Origin of the sequence: Streptomyces flaveolus, assembly GCF_000716535.1 — a bacterium.
GTDB lineage: Bacteria > Actinomycetota > Actinomycetes > Streptomycetales > Streptomycetaceae > Streptomyces > Streptomyces flaveolus_A.
This window is the reverse complement of the sequence record NZ_JNWV01000011.1, coordinates 180336-198826: the sequence shown is the minus strand read 5'-3', so window position 1 is coordinate 198826 and position 18491 is coordinate 180336. Positions and strand designations below refer to the sequence as shown.

Genomic DNA, 18491 nt, shown 5'->3' with positions numbered 1-18491 from the left:
GACGTCCTCCAAGGCGTCGGGCCCGGGGCGGGCTCTGTCTCACCTCCTACACGAACGGCCGGGCCCGGGATCGACACCGCGCGCCATGAGTGGCGAAAAAAATCCGGAGCGCGGAGCGCTGCCGCGCCAGCCCGCCGGAAGACCGGAGCGCGGAGTGCTGTCGTGTCGGCCTGCCGGAAAGACCGGGATGCCGGAAAGCCGGAATGACCAGGCGGAGGGAAGAACGGAAGAATCTCCCGCATGGACCTCACCTCGCATCAGCTCGTCGTCCGCGCCCGTCGGCTCGCCACGGACCTGCTGGTCCCCGAGGCCGAGCGGGTCGACCAGGAGTGGGTGCCCGCGAGCCACCTCGAGGCGGTGAAGCGGTCGGGGCTGCTCGGGGTGGCCGCGCCGGCGGAACACGGCGGCGCGGGGGCGTCGCCGGCCGTGCAGCGGGCGACCGCGGAGATCCTGTCCGGCGCGTGCTGTGCGACCTGGTTCGTGCAGACCCAGCACCACACACCCGTGCAGACGCTGGCGCGCAGCGAACTCCCGGTGCGGGAAAGGCTGTTGGGCCCGCTGTCGCGTGGGGAACTGCTGTCCGGGGTGGCGTACGCACACCTGCGGTCGTATCCGCGCCGCCCGGTGCGGGTCCGCAGGGAGGGCGCCGGCTGGCGGTTCGACGGGACCGTCCCCTGGTACACCGGATGGGGCCTGAACGACGTGATGCTGCTGGCCGGGGTGACCGACTCCGACGAGGTGCTGTTCGCCTTCGCCGAGGCACGCGAACAGCCCGGGCTGCGGGCCTCGCCTCCGATGCGGCTGGCGGCCCTCACCGCCGCGCGCACGGTCTCGCTGGAACTGGACGGCCTGTGGCTGCCCGCGGAGGCGGTGGCCCTGCACACGCCGTACGACCGGTGGGCCGCCGGCGACCGGGTCAAGACCCTGACCACCAGCCCGGCGGTCTTCGGCGTGGCGGAGGCGGCGCTGTCCCTCCTGGACGAGGCCACGGCCACCCCACTCCGCTCCCGCCTGGCCGACCTCCGCGAACGGGCCTACGCCTTGGCCGACGCTCCGGTTCCTCAGACGTGGGCAGAGGAACAGGGGACGGCGGGCGCCGCGGGGGCTGGGCACGGGCTGACGGTGCGGGGAGAGCGGGCCGGGGAAGGCGCGGACGACTGGGCCGAGGAGCGGCTGGCCGTGCGCGCGGAGGCGTACGACGTGCTGCGCGCGGCCACCACCGCCGCGGTGGTGGCCGGCGGCGGCCGTGCGATGGCTCTGACGAGCCGCGCCCAACGCCTGGCCCGGGAGGGGCTGTTCCTGCTGGTGCAGGGCCAGACGGCGAAATCGCGCGCGGCGCATCTGCGGGCGCTGAGCGGGGCGCCGGCCGCCACCGGGGAACGGCACCGATAGAAGCAGCCGCTGTCGGCCGACGGCCTGCGTCCGGTTCCTTCTCCCCCCGGCCCACGCCCGCGCATGCCTGCCGCGGCCTTGGCCGCCGGCCTTCAGCCACTCCCCTGTGCGTACGACGGACCGCCGTCGAGATCGCCGCTGACCTGCTCCACCTGCTCCACCTGCTCCACCTGCTCCACCTGCTCGGCCCCGGCCACTGGCTCAGCCCGCGACCGGCACCCCCGTCGACGCGGCCGCCCTGCTGTCGGGGTGTGCCCACAGCCCCTGTGCGGTGAGGCGGGGCAGGACGCCCTCGCCGAACCAGTAGGCCTCCTCCAGGTGCGGATACCCGGAGAGGACGAACTCGTCGATGCCCAGGGCGTGGTACTCCTCGATGCGCTCGGCGACCTCCTCATGGCTGCCGACCAGCGCCGTGCCCGCACCGCCGCGCACCAGCCCGATGCCGGCCCACAGGTTGGGATGGATCTCCAGGCTCTCCCGGCTGCCGCCGTGCAGCGCGAGCATCCGCCGCTGCCCTTCCGACTCGCTGCGTGCGAGGCCGGTCTGGACGGCCCGTACGGTCTCGGGGTCGAAGCCCTCGAGCAGCCGGTCCGCCTCCGCCCATGCCTGCGCCGAGGTGTCCCGGGTGATGACGTGCAGCCGGATCCCGAAGCGCGGGGTGCGGCCGTGCTCCGCGGCGAGCTTCCGGATCCAGGCGATCTTCTCGGCGACCTGCGCGGGCGGTTCGCCCCAGGTGAGGTACACGTCGGCGTACCGGGCCGCGACCTCCCCGGCGGCGGGCGAGGAGCCGCCGAAGTACACCTCGGGGACCGGATCGGGCAGCCGGCTGAGCCTCGCCTCCTCGACCCGGAGGTGCTCGCCGTGCAGGTCGACGCTCTTGCCGTCCCACAACTGCCGCACGATGTGCAGGAATTCGCCAGTGCGGCGGTACCGGGCGTCCTTGTCGAGGAAGTCGCCGTAGGCCCGCTGTTCCTGGCTCTCGCCGCCGGTGACGACGTTGAGCAGCAGCCGTCCGCCGGTGTGCCGCTGGAAGGTGGAGGCCATCTGGGCGGCGAGCGTGGGAGAGACGAAGCCGGGCCGGAAGGCGACCAGGAACTTCAGCCGCTCGGTGTGCCGGCTGACCATGGCGGTGGTCAGCCACGCGTCCTCGCACCAGGCGCCGGTCGGGGTGAGCGCGCCGGCGAAGCCCAGGTCTTCGGCGGCCCGGGCGATCTGGCTCAGGTACGCGACGGTCGGCGGCCGGTCCCGGCCGGAGGCGGTCGCCGGGGTGCCGTGTCCGCCGCCGACGACATGGCGGCTGTCGCCGTTGGTGGGCAGGAACCAGTGGAAGGTGAGGGACACGTGGGGTCTCCGATCAGAGCGGGCCGTGCCGGGGCGGCCGGATCGAGCGGTGCGGCGCGAGGCGCCTCGCCGGGGGTGGGGGCGGGGGGCGGGTGCGGGGACTCGGCGGCCGGGGCCGTCAGCCCGCCGCCGCCAGCAGCGGGGTGCGGTCCAGGGCCGCGGCGAACTGGTCCACCACGTGCCCGAGGGCCTCGGCGGTGGTGGGCGCGAGGGTGACCGAGCCGTCCTCCCCCACGGTGATGTCCTTGTCGAGGGTGAACCAGCCCTGGACTATGTGCGCGGCACCCATGGAGTTCAGCACCGGGCGCAGGGCGTAGTCGATGGCGAGGACATGGGCGGTCGAGCCGCCGGTGGCGAGGGGCAGCACGGTCTTGCCGGTGAGCGCGTACTGCGGGAGCAGGTCCAGAAGGGCCTTGAGGACGCCGGAGTACGACGCCTTGTAGACGGGGGTGCCGACCACGACGCCGTCGGCGCGGGCGAACAGTTCGGTGGCCTCGACGACGGCGGGGTGCCGGAAGTCCGCGCCGAGCAGGGCCTGGGCCGGGACGGTACGGACGTCCAGCGGGATCACCTCGTGGCCCTGGGCGATGAGCCGCTGGTCCAGGTGGCGCAGCAGACGGCCGGTGCGCGAGGAGGCGGAGGGGCTGCCGGAGACGGACAGGACGGTGGCCATGAGTGCCTCGTTTCGGGAATGCGCCGGGCCTGCGTACGGAGACGACGGCCCGGTGAGGTCAGCGGAGAATGCCGCACGGAACTCCGGGAACCGCCTTCGCCGATTGGCTGGACGGCGCGTTTTCGGGCACGCCGGTCGCAGCGGGAGAAGAACGTCGGGGGCGAGGAGGCCGGGCGTGCGGGGAGAACCGGGAACCGGCGGGGAAACGGCTGATCAGACCGCGAGGCGACAGGAGGCGCTGGAGACGCGCGCGAGGTCGACATGGCGTCGCCGCGTGAGGTCCAGTCGCATCATCATGCCGTGATCGTGGCAGCCGCCGACGACAGCCGTCAAGGAAAACCAGGCCGGTCTCGCATCACGGACCAGCGCATTCCCGAGATGGGGACGGGCGGGTGAGGGAAACCCTCCGGACCCGGACCGCCCGGCTCCCGTCACGCGACACGGGGCCGGGCGGCTCGGACGCCGGGGACCGGGCGGTCAGGCGCGGCCGTCCTCCTCCTGTCCCTCGACCACCACGAGGAACGCGTCGGAATTCAGGTCCATCACCACGGTCGCCGGCTCCCCCTCGGCTCGCCTGGCGGCGGCGTACTCCTCCGCGGGCCACGATCCACGTGGAGACCCTGCGGGAAATCGCTCCAGCACCTTGGCACTCATGGCGGCGGACACCTCCTGCGTCGCTGACCGAACGGAATGTACGGCTTGTACCGGTCCGGCTGCCCCCGATCGGTGAGGACATGTCACCAACCGTTCACCGTTCACCGTTCACGTTCGCCGGGCACCGGGCACCGGCCACCGCGCGGGACGTGGGATCGACTCGCACCGGTCGACCGGCCGTAGGGAGACCACGCCCAGCCGATCGGCCGACCGGAGGACACGCATCCGCGCGCCGCGCACGGCGGGAAGTGATTCCCGGGGGACCGCCGACGCGGAGGACCTGCACGGGATGAACCACGACGACTCGACGGACCGGCTCCACTGCCTGGTGACCGGAGCCACGGGCTACATCGGCGGCCGGCTGGTGCCCGAACTGCTGGCCGCCGGTCACCGGGTGCGCTGTCTGGCCCGCTCCCCCGGCAAGCTGCGCGACCACCCGTGGGCCGGTGAGGCGGAAGTGGTGCGAGGGGATGTCACGGACGCGGACTCGGTCGCCGCGGCGATGCGGGACGTCCACGTGGCCTACTACCTGGTGCACGCGCTCGGCAGCGGCAAGGACTTCGAGGACACCGACCGCCGCGCGGCCCGCGTCTTCGGGGAACGGGCGAAGGCGGCCGGTGTGCGGCGCATCGTGTATCTCGGCGGTCTCGCGCCCGCCGGAGTGCCCGAGGACCGGCTCTCCCCGCACCTGAGGTCCCGGACGGAAGTGGGCCGCATGCTGCTGGCGTCCGGGGTGCCGACCGCCGTCCTGCGTGCCGCCGTGATCATCGGCTCGGGCTCGGCCTCCTTCGAGATGCTGCGCTACCTGACCGAACGGCTCCCGGTGATGGTCACGCCCAGCTGGGTGCGCACCCGCATCCAGCCCGTCGCCGTACGGGACGTGCTGCGGCTGCTGGTCGGCAGCGCGGGCCTGCCGGACGACGTGAACCGGGCCTTCGACATCGGCGGGCCGGACATCCTCACCTACCGGGACATGATGGCCCGGTACGCGCGGGTGGCGGGGCTGCACCGGCGGCTCATCGTGCCCGTGCCGGTCCTCACCCCCCGCCTGTCCAGCCTCTGGGTGGGACTCGTCACGCCCGTCCCGGCGTCCATCGCGCGGCCGCTGACCGAGTCGCTGCGGCACGAGGTGGTCTGCCGCGAGCACGACATCACCCGGTACCTGCCCGACCCACCGGGGCATCCGCTCGGCTTCGAGCAGGCCGTACGGCTGGCCCTGCGCCGGGTGCGCGAGGCACGGGTGACCACCCGCTGGTCGTCCGCCGCGGTACCCGGCGCGCCCAGTGATCCGCTGCCCACCGACCCCGACTGGGCCGGCGGCAGCCTGTACACGGACCGTCGCGAGACGGTGGTGGACGCCCCGGCGCACGAGCTGTGGCGGGTGATCGAGGGCGTGGGCGGAGAGCACGGCTGGTACTCCTTCCCGCTGGCCTGGAGCCTGCGCGGGTGGCTGGACCGGCTGGTCGGCGGCGTGGGACTGCGCCGGGGCCGACGGGACGCGGAACGCTTGCGCGCGGGCGACGGGCTGGACTTCTGGCGGGTGGAGGAGATCGAGCGGGGCCGCCTGTTGCGCCTGCGGGCGGAGATGCGGCTGCCCGGGCTGGCCTGGCTCGAGATGTGCGCGGAACCGGCCGGCGACGGTCGCAGCCGGTACCGGCAGCGGGCCATGTTCCACCCGCGCGGGCTGCTGGGCCACGCCTACTGGTGGGGCGTCTCGCCGTTCCACGCCCTGGTCTTCGGCGGCATGGCCCGCAACATCGCGCGGGCGGCGGCCCGGCAGGGCACCGACGGCGCCCGCTGACACCGCATCCACCGGACCCGCCGGGCCGGAACCACCCGGTTGTCCCCCTTTCCCGTTCGGAGCCGCCATGTACGTCTCGGTCGTCCTGTTCACCGCCGACCTGCGCCTGCACGACCATCCACCGCTGCGGGCCGCGCTGGACGGCCCCCGTCAGGTCGTCCCGCTGTTCGTCCGCGACCGGGGCGTGGCCGACGCGGGCTTCGCCGCGCCCAATCGGCTGGCGTTCCTCGCCGACTGTCTGCGGGATCTGGACGCCGGGCTGCGGGAACGCGGCGGACGGCTGGTGGTGCGCTCCGGTGACGTCGTCGAGGAGGTGTGCGCGGTGGCCGCGGAGGCGGACGCCGACGAGGTGCACATGGCGGCCGACGTGAGCGGCTACGCCCAGCAGCGGGAGCGGCGGCTGCGGCGCGCCCTGGAGGCCGAGGGGCGGCGGCTGCACGTCCACGAGAGTGTGACCACGGTGGTGCCGCCCGGCCGGGTGACACCCGCGTCCGCGGACCACTTCGCGGTCTTCACGCCGTACTTCCGGCAGTGGTCGGGGCAGCGGCCCCGGGACGTCCTCGGCGCGCCCCGCTCGGTCCGGGTGCCGCCCGGCATCGGCTCGGAGGAGCTGCCGTCCCGGGCCTCGCTGCCGGGCGTCTCGCCGGGGCTGGCGGAGGGGGGCGAGACGGCCGGCCGGAGACGGCTCGCCGCGTGGCTGCGCTCCGGCGTCGCCGCCTACGCGGACCGGAACGACGACCTGGCCGGGGACGCGACGTCCCGGCTCTCCCCGCACCTGCACTTCGGCACGCTGTCCCCCGTCGAGCTGGTCCACCGGGCGCGCCGTGCGGGCGGTGAGGGGGCTGAGGCGTTCGTACGGCAGGTCGCCTGGCGGGACTTCCACCGCCAGGTGCTGGCGGCCCGTCCGGGCGCGGCCCGCGCCGACTACCGCACCCGGCACGACCGCTGGCGGTCCGAGCGGACGGCGCGGGACGACATCGAGGCCTGGCGGGAGGGGCGTACCGGCTATCCGGTGGTCGACGCGGCGATGCGCCAGCTGCGCCACGAGGGGTGGATGCACAACCGGGCCCGCCTGCTGACGGCGAGCTTCCTGACGAAGACGCTGTACGTCGACTGGCGCGTCGGCGCCCGGTACTTCCTGGAGTGGCTGGTCGACGGGGACCTGGCCAACAACCAGCTGAACTGGCAGTGGGTCGCGGGCACCGGCACGGACACCCGCCCCAACCGGGTCCTCAACCCGGTGACCCAGGCCAAGCGGCACGACCCCGACGGCGCGTACGTCCGGCGGTGGGTGCCGGAGCTGGCGGAGGTGGCGGGCGCGGCGGTGCACGAGCCGTGGAGGACGGCGGGCCCGGACCGGGAGCGCGTCGCCGCGTACCCCGAACCGATCGTCGACCTCGCCGAGGGGCTGGCCCGGTTCAGGCGGGCGCGGAGCCGCGACTGAGCGGGCCGGCCGGCGGCCCGGCCGCGTAGCGGGCCGCCAGGGTGTCGAGGGCGTCGGACAGGGTGGCCGGGCGGAGCATGCCGCGAGCGGGCCGCCCGGCCCAGCCGGGGCCGCCGAGCATCACCAGCGGTGTCGTGCGGGCGCCCCTGGTGCCCCACTCCATGCCGGCGAGATGCTCCGCCAGCGGCAGGCTCGCGGTGGAGCGGGCCTGCGCCCACAGCACCACGACGGCCGGGCCGAGCCGCCGCACCGCCGCCACCAGTGCCTCCGCCGGGACCGCGGCGCCGAACATCCGCGCCGGGATGCCGAGTCCGCCCAGTGCGGCGTTGAGCGCCTCCAGCGGGAGGGTGTGCTGTTCGCCGGGGACGCAGGCCAGCAGCACGGGGCCCGCTCCCGCCGGCACCGCGGGCCGCGGGGTGTGCCGCCGAAGAGTGGTGGAGACATGCCAGGCCAACAGGTGTTCCACCTCGACGTACCGGTCCCCCGCCGAGACCCATCTGCGGCCCACGGCGTGCAGGGTCGGCACCATCACCTCCTGCCACGCGGTCACGACGCCGTACTCGGCGACGGCGGCCTCCAACCGCTCCTCGACGGCCGCGGCGTCGAGCCGGACGGCGGCCCGGGCCAGCCCGCGGCCCTCCTGCCGGACGTCACCGTGGGCCGGGGGGCGGGCGCCGGCGGGGCCGACCGATGCGGGTGCCGATCCGGCCGGACGCCCGGTGGCCGCCGGGGCGGCCCGCTCCTTCACGGCGCGGGCGGCCTCGGCCGGGGGCACGCCGGAAGCGGTCAGCCGGCACATCGTCTCCAGCGCCGCCACGTCCTCGGCCGTCCAGCGCCGGTGGCGGCCGCCGGTGCGCGCGGCGGGGCCGATGCCGTAACGGCGGTCCCAGGACCGCAGGGTGGTCGGGGACACGCCGAGCCGGCGGGCCAGGGCTCCGGTGGTCAGCGCGGGCAGCCCGGGCAGCGCGGCGCCGTTGGGACCGGTCCGCCCGCTCCGCGGTGTCCCCGGTTCTCCGGTCACGTCCATACGGCCGACCATACGACGCAGAAGCGATGCGTGTTGTCCGCCCCGGACACCGGCTCACACGATGAGCGCATGGGCCCCGCACCGCCCGACCGGCCCCTCCGAGGGTGTTTGCCACCGGTCCGCCCCCGCCCGGCCCGTCCCTCCGACGCGAAGGAGCTGTTGCCATGAGCTCGCGTTCGACCGCCGTCGCGGCGGGCGCCACGGTCCCGTCCGGACCGACCGCCGATGCGCCGCCGGGGCGGACCGCCGAGGAGCCGCCCAGCGACGCGGACCTGGTGCGGGGGCTGGTCGCCGGCGACGACGTCTGTCTCGCCGCGATCCACCGCCGCTGGGCCCCGATGGTGCACGCCCTCGCGTGGCGCGCGCTGGGCGACGCGGGGGAGGCCGAGGACGTCACGCAGCAGGTGTTCCTCGCCGTCTGGCGCGGCCGCGCCGGCTACCGGCCCGGTCGCGGGTCGGTGGCCGGGTGGATCGTCGGCATCACCCGTCGCAGGATCGCCGACGCCCTCTCCGCGCGGACGCGCCGCGGGGAGCTGGTCGCGGCCGCGGCGACCGCCCTGCCTGACGAGTCCGCCGCCGACCGGCCCGAGGCGGTCCTGGACCGCGTCCTGGTCGGCCGCGAACTGGCCCGGCTCCCCGCGCCCCAGCAGCGTGTGCTGCGCCTGGCCTACTACGAGGACCTCACCCAGCTCCAGATCGCGGAGCGCACCGGGTGGCCGCTGGGCACGGTCAAGAGCCACGCCCGCCGGGGCCTGCACCGGTTGCGCTGCGGCCTCCAGCGGCGCACCGGGCCGGACCCGGACCGTGCGGCGGGGTCCTGACCGGGGACACGAGGAAGCGCGCACAAACGCTGCGAGGCGTCACAGCCCGTCGCCGCTCCCAGCTCTACACATAAGGAAGAAATAAGGGCAAACTGGAGTATGCGGCGCTAACCGCATGCCGCACCAGACGCGGTCTGGCCAGCAAAGTCAAAAGGAGACGACTCATGGCCAACTTGCACAGGGGTGACATATCCAGCCACCCCGATGTCTCCGAAATGCGGGACCGCTACGCCCGCATGCTCGGCGGTCGTGATGTGGCGCTCGTGGACGGTCCGGTGTTCCTGCTCGGCCTGTACTGCGCCGCCTCCCCGTGGATCCTGCACTACACCGCCAACCAGCCCGCCCTGACGACCCACAACCTGATCATGGGCATCGCGATCGGCTTGCTGGCGCTGGGATTCACCCGGGCACCCGAGCGCATGTACGGCCTGAGCTGGGCCATGTGCGCCCTGGGCATCTGGATGATCATCGCTCCGTGGATCGTGGGCAGCAGCCCCGACGTGGGCGTCATCGTCAACAACGTCGTCATCGGAGCCCTGGCCCTCGTCCTCGGACTGATTTGCGCCGGTACGGCGGCGAAGAGCGCCCCCAGGCCGTAGAAGAGCCCTGAAAGAGAAGACCGAGGAAAGGAAGGAAGGAACGCGGGCCGGTCCGCCCCGGGCGGACCGGCCTCCGCGTGCCCACGCCCGCACAGCGGGACGAAACCGGCCACAGCCCGAGCCGGACGGCACCAGCCACGACCGGTAGCGGACGGCACCAGCCACCCGTCAGCGGGACGGCACCAGCCACGGCTCCTGCGGCAGGGTCCGGCCGGTCTCCAGCAGCGACTTCAGGTTGGACAGCACGGCCGGCCAGCCGGACGCGACGTCCGCGCGCTCGCCCTCGTCGTCGAGGTCCTCGTGGGTGACGGTCAGCCGGACGATGTCCTCGTACGGCCGGATCTCGAAGGTGACCCGGGAGTGCCGGTCCTCCTGCCCCTCCCGGTCGGGCGCGGCCCAGGTGGTCACCAGACGGCTCGGCGGCTCGCTCTCCACGACCCGGCCGACCACGTCGGCGATGCCGGAGCCGTCGGCGCGCACGTGCTCCCAGCGGGAACCGGGCCGCCAGTCGGAGACGTTGCGGTGCCCCCAGTAGGCCGCCGTGAGGTCGGCGTCGGTGAGCGCCTCCCAGACCTTCTCGGGCGTGCTCGCAATGTAGGTGACGTACACGAAACGGGGCTTGTCGGTCATGGCTTCCTCGGCTCGTCGCTTCACGGCGCCGAGCGCGGCGAGGCGCGGGCGCTCGAACTTGTCGATCCACCGCTCCTGGATCTCGTGGAGCGGCACCGGGTTGAGGTAGTGCAGCTTCTCCCGCCCCCGCCGCACCGTGCTGATCAGGTTGGCGGCCTCCAGGACGGCCAGGTGCTGGGTCACCGACTGGCGCGTCATGGCGATGCGCTCGCACAGCTCGCCCAGGGTCTGGCCGTTGTTCTCGTGGAGCCGGTCGAGCAGGCGCCGGCGTGTGTCGTCGGCCAGCGCCTTGAAGACCTTGTCCATCCTGGTGTCGTCCTCCGATCGCACACTTCACGTTATGCAGGTAATTACCTGCGTGTCAAGGAAGCCCGTCTCCCGTCCGGCACGGTCAGCCGGTCACCGTGAAGGAGATCCACACGTCCCAAGGCAGCTCCGGCCGGCCCGGCACCGGCCGTGGCTCGCGGGTCCACGCGTCGCCGGCCAGATCCTCGGCGACCCGCGGCCAGAAGCTCACCGCGGCCGGGTTGTCCTGCTGGAAGGCGATCTCCCACGGCCCGGGGTGCCGCGTCAGGACCTCGCGCACGGCCCGCAGCCCGATGCCCCGGCGCCGGGCGCCGCGCGCCACGAAGAAGCTGTTCAGCACGCGGACCGGACCGTCCAGTCCACGGACGAAGGCGAACCCGGCGGGGCGCTCCTCGCAGGTCAGCAGGTACGGCGCCCAGCCCGGCTCGGTGAAGGCGCATGCCACGCGTTCACTGCAGAAGGTGCCGTCGGCGGCGGGCAGGAGGCCCGTGAACTCGGACAGGTCGTGGCGGAACATCAGCCACAGCCGCTCCACGGCGGGCTGGTCCTCGGGGGTCGCGGGGCGGACGGCGACGTCCGCGGTCATGATGTCGGTCATGAAACAAAGCCTCCCCGGCGGACCGCGGTCCGCCGGGGAGGTGCGCTTTGATGCCGGTGATCCTAGCTCATGCCAAGGGAGTTGCGGTGACCGCCCCCGCGGGCTCCGCGCCGGTCTCCTCGCGGATCTCCTTCGGCCCGAACGGCCACACCTTCTCCAGCCGGGCCCAGATCAGGAAGGCCACGCCGCCGAGGGCCAGCCAGGCCAGGGACCACTCGATGGGATGACGGCCCGGGGAGTTCTTGTCGGCGTAGCCGTAGATCACGCACCAGCCGACGAAGGCGACGACGCTGGGCAGGGGGTACAGCCACATCCGGTAGGGACGGGGCAGGTCCGGCCGCCGGCGGCGCAGGACCGTCAGCGCGACGATCTGGGCCAGTGCCTGCACGATGACCATGACCGTGGTGAGCAGTTGGATGAGAGTCGCGAGGTCGGTGTGGCGGCCGATCAGGAAGCCGACGGCGGTGATCACGCCCATGGTGGCGAGGCCGAGCATCGGGAAGCGGTGGCGCGGGTGCAGCTTCCCGTACGGGCGGAAGAAGACCCGGTCGCGAGCCGCGTCGTAGGGCACCCGGGACCCGCCGAGCAGGCCGGCGAAGACGGAGGCGAACGCGGTGATCAGGATCAGCACGGTCACCGTGTCGGCGGCGCCCTTGCCCCAGGTCTCCTCCAGCACGGCGGAGGCCACCGACGAGGAGGCGATGTCGTCCGGGTCGGTCATCCGGTGCCAGTCGACGACACCGAGGGTGCCGATCTGCAGCAGCAGGTAGATCGCCATGATGCCGAGGATCGACAGGAGGATGGAGCGCGGCAGCGTACGTCCCGGCTCCTTGATCTCGGCGCCCATGTAAGCGGTCGTGTTGTAGCCGAGGTAGTCGTAGATGCCGATGGTCAGCCCCGCCGCGAAGCCGAGCCAGAAGTGGTTGCTCGTCACATTGAACGCCCCCGCCGGGTAGGTGAAGGCCATGTGCGGGCTGAAGTGAGTGGCGGCGGCGACGATCACCAGCAGCACGGAGGCGATCATCACGGTCCACATCACGGCGGTGATCCGGGCGATGTGCTCGATGCCGCGCCAGAGCAGGATCACCACCAGGGCGATGACGCCGAGGCCGATCAGGTCGCCGGCGGTCTGCCCGAGGCCGGGGGCGAGATAGCCCAGGTACTGGACGAAGCCGACCACGCCCGTGGACATGATCAGCGGGATGAAGAGCATCGCCGTCCACACGAACAGGAACGGCATCAGACGGCCGGTGCGGTACTGGAAGGCCTGGCGCAGATAGACGTAACTGCCTCCCGAGCCGGGCAGGGAGGCGCCGAGCTCGGCCCAGACCAGGCCGTCGCACAGCGCCAGGACCGCGCCGGCGACGAACCCGATGACCGCCTGGGGGCCGCCGAACGCGGCGACCATCAGCGGGATCGTCACGAACGGCCCGATGCCGCACATCTGGCTCATGTTGATCGCCGTGGCCTGGAACAGGCCGACACGGCGGACGAATCCACCCGGGGGTGGCGGGCTACCGGACATGGGGACTCCTGACGCGACGGGCGTGCGACGCCCGGCGGAGGGTGACTGGCGGATAAAGTTAAGGAGCCTTACTAGAGGCGTCAAGTGTGCGACAGGAATGCACGAGAATGGTGCGATGCCCGCCAGCGACGTCGTAGAGCAGCCGGAACAGCCCTGGAGCCGCCGGCGTCTGCGCAGTACCAACGAGCGGCTGCTGCTGGACCGGCTGCGCGCGCTCGGCGCCGCCTCGCGCGCCCAACTGGCCCGGGAGACGGGCCTGTCGAAGCCGACGGTCTCCAGCGCGCTGGCCTCGCTGGCGGCGGCCGGCCTGGTGCACGAGGTCGGCACGCAGGCCCCGGAGCGCGGGCGCACCGCCGTGCTCTACGCCCCCGATCCGGCCGCCGGGTACGCGCTCGGCGTGGACATCGGCCGGGGCTGGCTGCGCGTGGCGGTGGTCGACCTGGACGGCACGGTCGTGGCCCGGGCCGACATACGCAACCGGGCCCGCGCCTCGGCCGCCCTCACCGACCTGGTCGTGACCACCGCCCGCCAGGTGATCGCCAACTCGGGCGTGGACCCGGCGGAGGTGGTGCACGGGGTGGTGGGCACGCCGGGGGTGTACGACGAGAAGCAGCGGCGGGTGCGCTACGCGATGCACCTGCCGGGCTGGGGACGGGCCGGGCTGGTGGACGGCATACGCACGGAGCTGGGTGTGCCGTTGGAGGTGCACAACGACGCCAATCTGGCGGCGCTCGGCGAGTACACCTACGGCGTCGGCGCGGGCAGCCGGCTCTTCGCGTACATCCTGATCGGCACCGGTCTGGGGATGGGTGTGGTCAGCGAGGGACGGCTGTTCACGGGCGCGCGCGGGCTGGCCGGGGAGATCGGATTCCTGCCGTGGCACGGCCGGCAGAAGCCGGAGCGGCTGGAGGACGCGGTGTCGGGGGTGGCGGTGGTGGAGTCCGCCCGGCAGTTCGGGATGCGCGGGCAGCTCACGGCGAAGGCCGTCTTCGACGCGGCCCGGCAGGGGCATCCGGCCGCGGTGCGGGCGGTGGAGCTGGAGGGCGAGCGGATAGCGCACACCGTGGCGGCGGCCGCCGCCGTGCTGGACCCGGATCTCGTGGTGCTCGGCGGCGGTGTCGGGCACAGCGTCGACCTGCTGCTGCGGCCGGTGCGGGAGCGGTTGCGCGCACTGACCCCGTTGCGGCCGCGGATCGCGCCGAGCCGGCTCGGCGAGGACGCCGTCCTGCTGGGCGCGGTGGCCACGGCGCTGGACACGGCCCGCGACCTGGTGTTCGAACGCCGGACGGCCGGAACCTGACCCGTTCAACGGCCACCACGGCGGGGGTCGTTGACACGGCCCGTGGCGCCCCCTAGCGTGGCCCAAGTTAGTAAAGTTTCCTAACTTTACGAGGCTGGAGACCGCCGTGTTCCCTCGCCCCGCCCGCCGGCTCCCCATGACCGCCGCGCTCCTCGCCCTGGTCGGCTCCCTGGCCACCGGCGCCTGGGCCGGCCCCCGGGACACGGCGGAGCCCCACCGGTCCGCCCGGATCACCCACGTCCCTTCCGCCCCCGGCAGCAGCACCCCGCTGTCCGGCTACGCCGTCCAGTCCACGGCGAAGGTGGGCGACTCGGCGGCGGACGTGTCCTCCCCCGGCTATCCGGCGCGGGGCTGGTACCCGGCGGGCCCGCGCTCCACGGTGCTGGCCGCCCTGCTGGCGAACGGCGTCTACCCCGATCCGTTCCACTCCACGGACCAGCAGAAGATCCCACGGGCCGACTTCGAGGTGCCCTGGTGGTACCGCGCCGACTTCACCGTCCGGGACACGCGGCAGCGCACCTCCCTCGACTTCAGCGGGGTCGTCTCGGCGGCGGACGTCTACGTGAACGGCCGGCAGGTGGCGAAGGCCGCCGACGTGACCGGCGCCTACACCCGTCACGAGCTGGACATCACCTCGCTGGTCAGGTCCGGCACCAACACGGTGGCCTTCCGCGTCCGGCCCAACGACCCGCTCGACGACCTGACCATGGGCTGGATCGACTGGATCCAGCCGCCGCCCGACCAGAACATGGGCCTCGTCCGGGACGTCCTGGTCCGCAGGGGCGGCCCGGTCGCGCTGCGCGACGCGCACGTGGTCACGAAGCTGGCGGTGCCGTCGCTCGCCACGGCCGACCTGACCGTCGAGGCGCGGGCCAGCAACGCCACGGACGCGCCGGTCACCGCTGAGGTCGGCGGCAGCGTCGACGGGACGGAGTTCCGCACGACGGTCTCGCTCGCCGCACACGAGACGAAGACCGTCACCTTCTCCCCCGCCGACACTCCCGGCCTGCACCTCACCGACCCGAAGGTGTGGTGGCCGGCCGGCATGGGCGGGCAGCCGCTGTACGACCTCGACCTGACCGCCACCGTGGCCGGCACGACGTCGGACACCGCGCACGAGACCTTCGGCATCCGGGACGTGCGGGCCCCGCTGAACTCCGACGGCGCCCGGCAGTACCGGATCAACGGCCGCAAGCTGCTGATCAAGGGCGGCGGCTGGTCCCCGGACGAGTTCCTGCGCTGGGACCCCGCCTACGTCGAGGACCGCTTGAAGTACGCCCTCGACCTGGGCCTCAACACCCTCCGCCTGGAAGGCCACCTGGAACCGGACGAGTTCTTCGACCTGGCCGACCGCTACGGCGTGCTCACCCTGCCGGGCTGGGAGTGCTGCGACAAATGGGAGGGCGCGTTCAACGGCGACGAGAAGGGCAACCGGTGGACCGACGCCGACTACCCGGTCGCCAGGGCGTCCATGGCCGCCGAGGCCGCCCGGCTGCGTGACCACCCGAGCGTCATCTCCTTCCTGATCGGCAGCGACTTCGCCCCCGACGCGACGATCGAGAAGGGTTACCTGGACGCCCTGGAGTCCGCCGACTGGCCCACCCCCGTCGTCTCCTCCGCCTCCGACCGCTCCTCCCCACGGCTGGGCAGCTCGGGCATGAAGATGACCGGCCCCTACGACTGGGTGCCGCCCGGCTACTGGTACGCCAAGCGGGAGGGCGGGGCGACCGGCTTCAACTCCGAGACCAGCGCGGGCCCGAGCATCCCCACCCTCGACACCCTGCGCCGGATGATGACGCCCGCCGAGCTCGACACCCTGTGGAAGGACCCTGGGGCCAGGCAGTACCACCGCTCGCCGTCCCCCGTCTTCGGCACGCTGAAGATCTACGACGACGCCCTCGCCGGCCGCTACGGCGCCCCGACCGGCCTCACCGACTACGTCCGCAAGGCCCAGCTGGCCCAGTACGAGAACGTCCGCGCCCAGTTCGAGGCGTACGGGCGCAACGCGACCGATCGGGACCGGCCCGCCACCGGGGTGATCCACTGGATGTTCAACAGCGGCTGGACGTCCCTGCACTGGCAGCTGACCGACCGCTACCTCGACCAGAACGGCTCCTACTTCGGGGCGAAGAAGGCGAACGAGCCGCTGCACATCCAGTACTCCTACGACGACCGCTCGGTCGTGGTGGTGAACAACCGTCCCGCTGCCGCCAAGGGCCTCACCGCGCGGGCCACGCTGTACGACACCGACGGTTCGCAGAAGTACGACAGGACCGTCACCGGCGTGGCGGTGGACGGGGACGGGGCGCACGGCACACCGCTGACCCTGCCGTCCTCGGTGAGCGGACTGTCGCGGACGTATCTGCTCCGGCTGGTGCTGACGGACGCGGACGGCACGGAGGTGAGCCGGAACGTGTACTGGCTCTCCACCCGGCCCGACACCCTCGACTGGAACGGCACCACCTGGTACCACACGCCGACGACGAGCTACGCCGACATGAAGGGGCTCGCCTCGATGGCGCGGGTGCCCGTGACGGCGACGGCGACCACGCGTGCGTCGGACGGCACGTCGACCACGACGGTGACCCTGCGCCACGGCGGGAGCGGGAAGACCCCGGCGCTGCTGACGGACGTGCACCTCGTGGACGAGCGGGGGAAGCCGGTGCTGCCGGTGCGCTGGTCGGACAACGAGGTGAGCCTGTGGCCGGGCGAGTCGGTGACGCTGACGGCCACCTACCGGACGGCCGACCTGCGCGGCTCGGCACCGAGCGTGCGGGTCTCCGGCTGGAACACGCCGGAGCGGACGGTGCCGGCGGCCTGACCGCGCAGGGGGTGGACCCTGGCGGCCCACCCCCTGTCCCGGCTCAGCTCACGGTGAGCGCGGTGTCGTCGAGGACGAACGAGGTCTGGAGGGTGGAGCCCTCGGTGCCGGTGAACTTGATCGTCACCGTCTGCCCCGCGTAGCTCGCGAGGTTGAAGCTGCGCTGGGTGTAGCCGCTCGCCGCGTTCAGGTTCGAGTAGGTCGCGAGGGTGGACAGCACCGTTCCGCCGCTGCCCAGTACCTGCGCCTTGAGGGTGTCGTAGGCCGTCGAGGTGGTCGTCTCGGCGGTGTCGACGTGGAGGTAGAAGCTGAGGGTGGCGCTCGTGCAGCCGGCGGGGATGGTCACCGACTGCGCGAGGGTGTCGGTGTGGGCCGAGCCGTAGCCGTTCAGCCAGGCCTTGTAAGAGCCGGTGCGGGCGGCCTCGCCGGTGTCGTTGGTGATCACACCGCTGGAGGCGGTCCAGGAGGTGGCCCCGGACTCGAAGCCGGGGTTGGCCAGGAGCTGGGCGGCCGTGCAGGTGCCGCCACCGCCCCCGCCGCCGCTGCCGCCGCTCGCGCCGGACAGCCACTCGGTGGCGTTGAGGGCGAGGGCCGCGTCGGTGGCGCTGGAGTCGTTCCAGCCGTCGTACAGGGTGTTGCCGGACTGGCCGGTGCCGTCGTCGATGGGTGAGCTGTCGCCCCAGAAGGCGACCCGGCCGCTGCCGAAGGTGCTGGTGGCGAAGAAGGCGCCGGTGTTGCCGGAGTAACCGGTGCGGTAGAGCAGGCCCTTGACGGCGGCGTTGTCGGCCGGCTTGAGGGTGGCGGTCGTACCGCTGGCGATCAGGCTCTTGGTGACCGTGCCGAAGGAGCCGTGGAGCACCGGGTCGCTGCTGTCGCTGATCGCGGACGGGTGGTCGGAGCTGATGCTCAGCGAGTCGACGGAGAAGCCGAACGGGTCGGTGGAGTCGACGCTGTTGTTCGTCATCAGGTCGTTGAAGATCTCGACCGCGTCGTAGCCGTCGTTGTTGCGGTCGGCGCCGGTGTGGTCGGAGATCATGAACAGCCCGCCGCCGTTCTTCACGAAGTTCATGATCGCCGTCTTCTCGGCGCTGGTGAACAGCGTGTTGGGTTCCGGCAGGACCAGCGTGTCGAAGTTCGACAGGTCGGTCGCGGACGTGCCGCCGTAGCCGAGGCTGGAGCCCGACGGCAGTGTCTTCAGGCTGTACTCGCCGGTCTTCTGCAGGGCCACGCCCCAGGAGGACAGGGCGCCGGTCCAGTCCGTCTCGGCGGACGGGGTGGAGTCCTGGCCCAGCGGGTCGGGCTGGCTGGTGGAGATGATCCAGTCGGCGTTGCCGGCCGTCTCGGCGTGGGCGTTGTCGAACAGGACGCGGTGCGTGGTCGCCGCGTGGGCGGGGGTGCCGGTGCCGACCTGGAGGGCGGCTCCGGTGGCCAACAGGCCCAGGCCGGCCAGGGCAGTGGTGAATCTGCGGCGGGATCTCCCGGATCCGGGCATCCGTCGAACCTCCATGAAGGGGTGGGGAAGAGGGCGGTGCGGGCGCCAAGTCTGCGCGCGTAGAGCC

The 18491-nt window shown here is 73.1% G+C and carries 16 protein-coding genes; 7 read left to right on the top strand and 9 right to left on the bottom strand.

The features are described 5' to 3' along the window. The first annotated feature begins 240 nt into the window (after positions 1 to 240). The gene (locus tag OO52_RS14135; protein ID WP_030652725.1) at positions 241 to 1392 is read left to right on the top strand and encodes an acyl-CoA dehydrogenase family protein; all 1152 of its coding nucleotides are present in this window, start codon (positions 241 to 243) and stop codon (positions 1390 to 1392) included. A 201-nt stretch (positions 1393 to 1593) separates the two neighbouring features. Here the strand turns inward: OO52_RS14135 and OO52_RS14130 are convergent, their stop codons facing one another. The 4 genes from OO52_RS14130 to OO52_RS51485 form a co-directional block, all read right to left on the bottom strand. After that, a complete protein-coding gene (locus OO52_RS14130) occupies positions 1594 to 2733 on the bottom strand; it encodes an LLM class flavin-dependent oxidoreductase (protein ID WP_030652722.1) in 1140 nt (379 codons plus the stop codon). Positions 2734 to 2851: 118 nt separating this feature from the next. Next, positions 2852 to 3406, bottom strand: coding sequence for an NADPH-dependent FMN reductase (ssuE, locus tag OO52_RS14125; RefSeq protein WP_030644350.1), 555 nt, complete (start codon positions 3404 to 3406; stop codon positions 2852 to 2854). A gap of 213 nt (positions 3407 to 3619) precedes the next feature. Continuing rightward, positions 3620 to 3697, bottom strand: coding sequence for a putative leader peptide (locus OO52_RS54550; protein WP_356194973.1), 78 nt, complete (start codon positions 3695 to 3697; stop codon positions 3620 to 3622). A gap of 186 nt (positions 3698 to 3883) precedes the next feature. Next, positions 3884 to 4060: a hypothetical protein gene (locus OO52_RS51485; protein ID WP_167347916.1), complete on the bottom strand. Its 177-nt coding sequence runs from the start codon at positions 4058 to 4060 to the stop codon at positions 3884 to 3886. Positions 4061 to 4349: 289 nt separating this feature from the next. Between OO52_RS51485 and OO52_RS14120 the strand changes: the two genes are divergently transcribed. Continuing rightward, the gene (locus OO52_RS14120; RefSeq protein WP_030644348.1) at positions 4350 to 5861 is read left to right on the top strand and encodes an SDR family oxidoreductase; all 1512 of its coding nucleotides are present in this window, start codon (positions 4350 to 4352) and stop codon (positions 5859 to 5861) included. Positions 5862 to 5928: 67 nt separating this feature from the next. Then, a complete protein-coding gene (locus OO52_RS14115; RefSeq protein WP_030644347.1) occupies positions 5929 to 7305 on the top strand; it encodes a cryptochrome/photolyase family protein in 1377 nt (458 codons plus the stop codon). Here the strand turns inward: OO52_RS14115 and OO52_RS14110 are convergent. Beyond that, a complete protein-coding gene (locus tag OO52_RS14110; RefSeq protein ID WP_078877091.1) occupies positions 7280 to 8332 on the bottom strand; it encodes a MerR family transcriptional regulator in 1053 nt (350 codons plus the stop codon). The two genes, OO52_RS14115 and OO52_RS14110, sit on opposite strands and share 26 nt — an antisense overlap. A 164-nt stretch (positions 8333 to 8496) precedes the next feature. On the opposite strand from OO52_RS14110, the gene OO52_RS14105 reads away from it, so the two are divergent. Together OO52_RS14105 and OO52_RS14100 are read left to right on the top strand one after the other, a co-directional pair. Then, positions 8497 to 9153: a sigma-70 family RNA polymerase sigma factor gene (locus OO52_RS14105; RefSeq protein ID WP_048910450.1), complete on the top strand. Its 657-nt coding sequence runs from the start codon at positions 8497 to 8499 to the stop codon at positions 9151 to 9153. A 164-nt stretch (positions 9154 to 9317) separates the two neighbouring features. Continuing rightward, on the top strand, positions 9318 to 9752 hold the full coding sequence (locus OO52_RS14100; protein WP_030644340.1) for an SPW repeat protein: 435 nt from the start codon (positions 9318 to 9320) through the stop codon (positions 9750 to 9752). Between the two features lie 168 nt (positions 9753 to 9920). On the opposite strand, the gene OO52_RS14095 is transcribed toward OO52_RS14100, so the two are convergent. The 3 genes from OO52_RS14095 to OO52_RS14085 all read right to left on the bottom strand — a co-directional run bounded on the left by OO52_RS14095 (position 9921) and on the right by OO52_RS14085 (position 12811). Then, the gene (locus OO52_RS14095; RefSeq protein ID WP_030644338.1) at positions 9921 to 10688 is read right to left on the bottom strand and encodes an ArsR/SmtB family transcription factor; all 768 of its coding nucleotides are present in this window, start codon (positions 10686 to 10688) and stop codon (positions 9921 to 9923) included. Positions 10689 to 10773: 85 nt separating this feature from the next. Continuing rightward, complete coding sequence (locus tag OO52_RS14090; RefSeq protein WP_030644336.1) at positions 10774 to 11286, bottom strand: GNAT family N-acetyltransferase; 513 nt, start codon at positions 11284 to 11286, stop codon at positions 10774 to 10776. A 67-nt stretch (positions 11287 to 11353) separates the two neighbouring features. Continuing rightward, complete coding sequence (locus tag OO52_RS14085; RefSeq protein WP_078629978.1) at positions 11354 to 12811, bottom strand: APC family permease; 1458 nt, start codon at positions 12809 to 12811, stop codon at positions 11354 to 11356. Positions 12812 to 12926: 115 nt separating this feature from the next. On the opposite strand from OO52_RS14085, the gene OO52_RS14080 reads away from it, so the two are divergent. After that, positions 12927 to 14111, top strand: coding sequence for an ROK family protein (locus OO52_RS14080; protein WP_030644332.1), 1185 nt, complete (start codon positions 12927 to 12929; stop codon positions 14109 to 14111). Between the two features lie 106 nt (positions 14112 to 14217). Beyond that, positions 14218 to 16932, top strand: coding sequence for a glycoside hydrolase family 2 protein (locus OO52_RS14075; RefSeq protein ID WP_030644330.1), 2715 nt, complete (start codon positions 14218 to 14220; stop codon positions 16930 to 16932). Between the two features lie 43 nt (positions 16933 to 16975). Here the strand turns inward: OO52_RS14075 and OO52_RS14070 are convergent, their stop codons facing one another. Beyond that, a complete protein-coding gene (locus OO52_RS14070; RefSeq protein WP_030644327.1) occupies positions 16976 to 18424 on the bottom strand; it encodes a hypothetical protein in 1449 nt (482 codons plus the stop codon). Positions 18425 to 18491 lie beyond the last annotated feature (67 nt).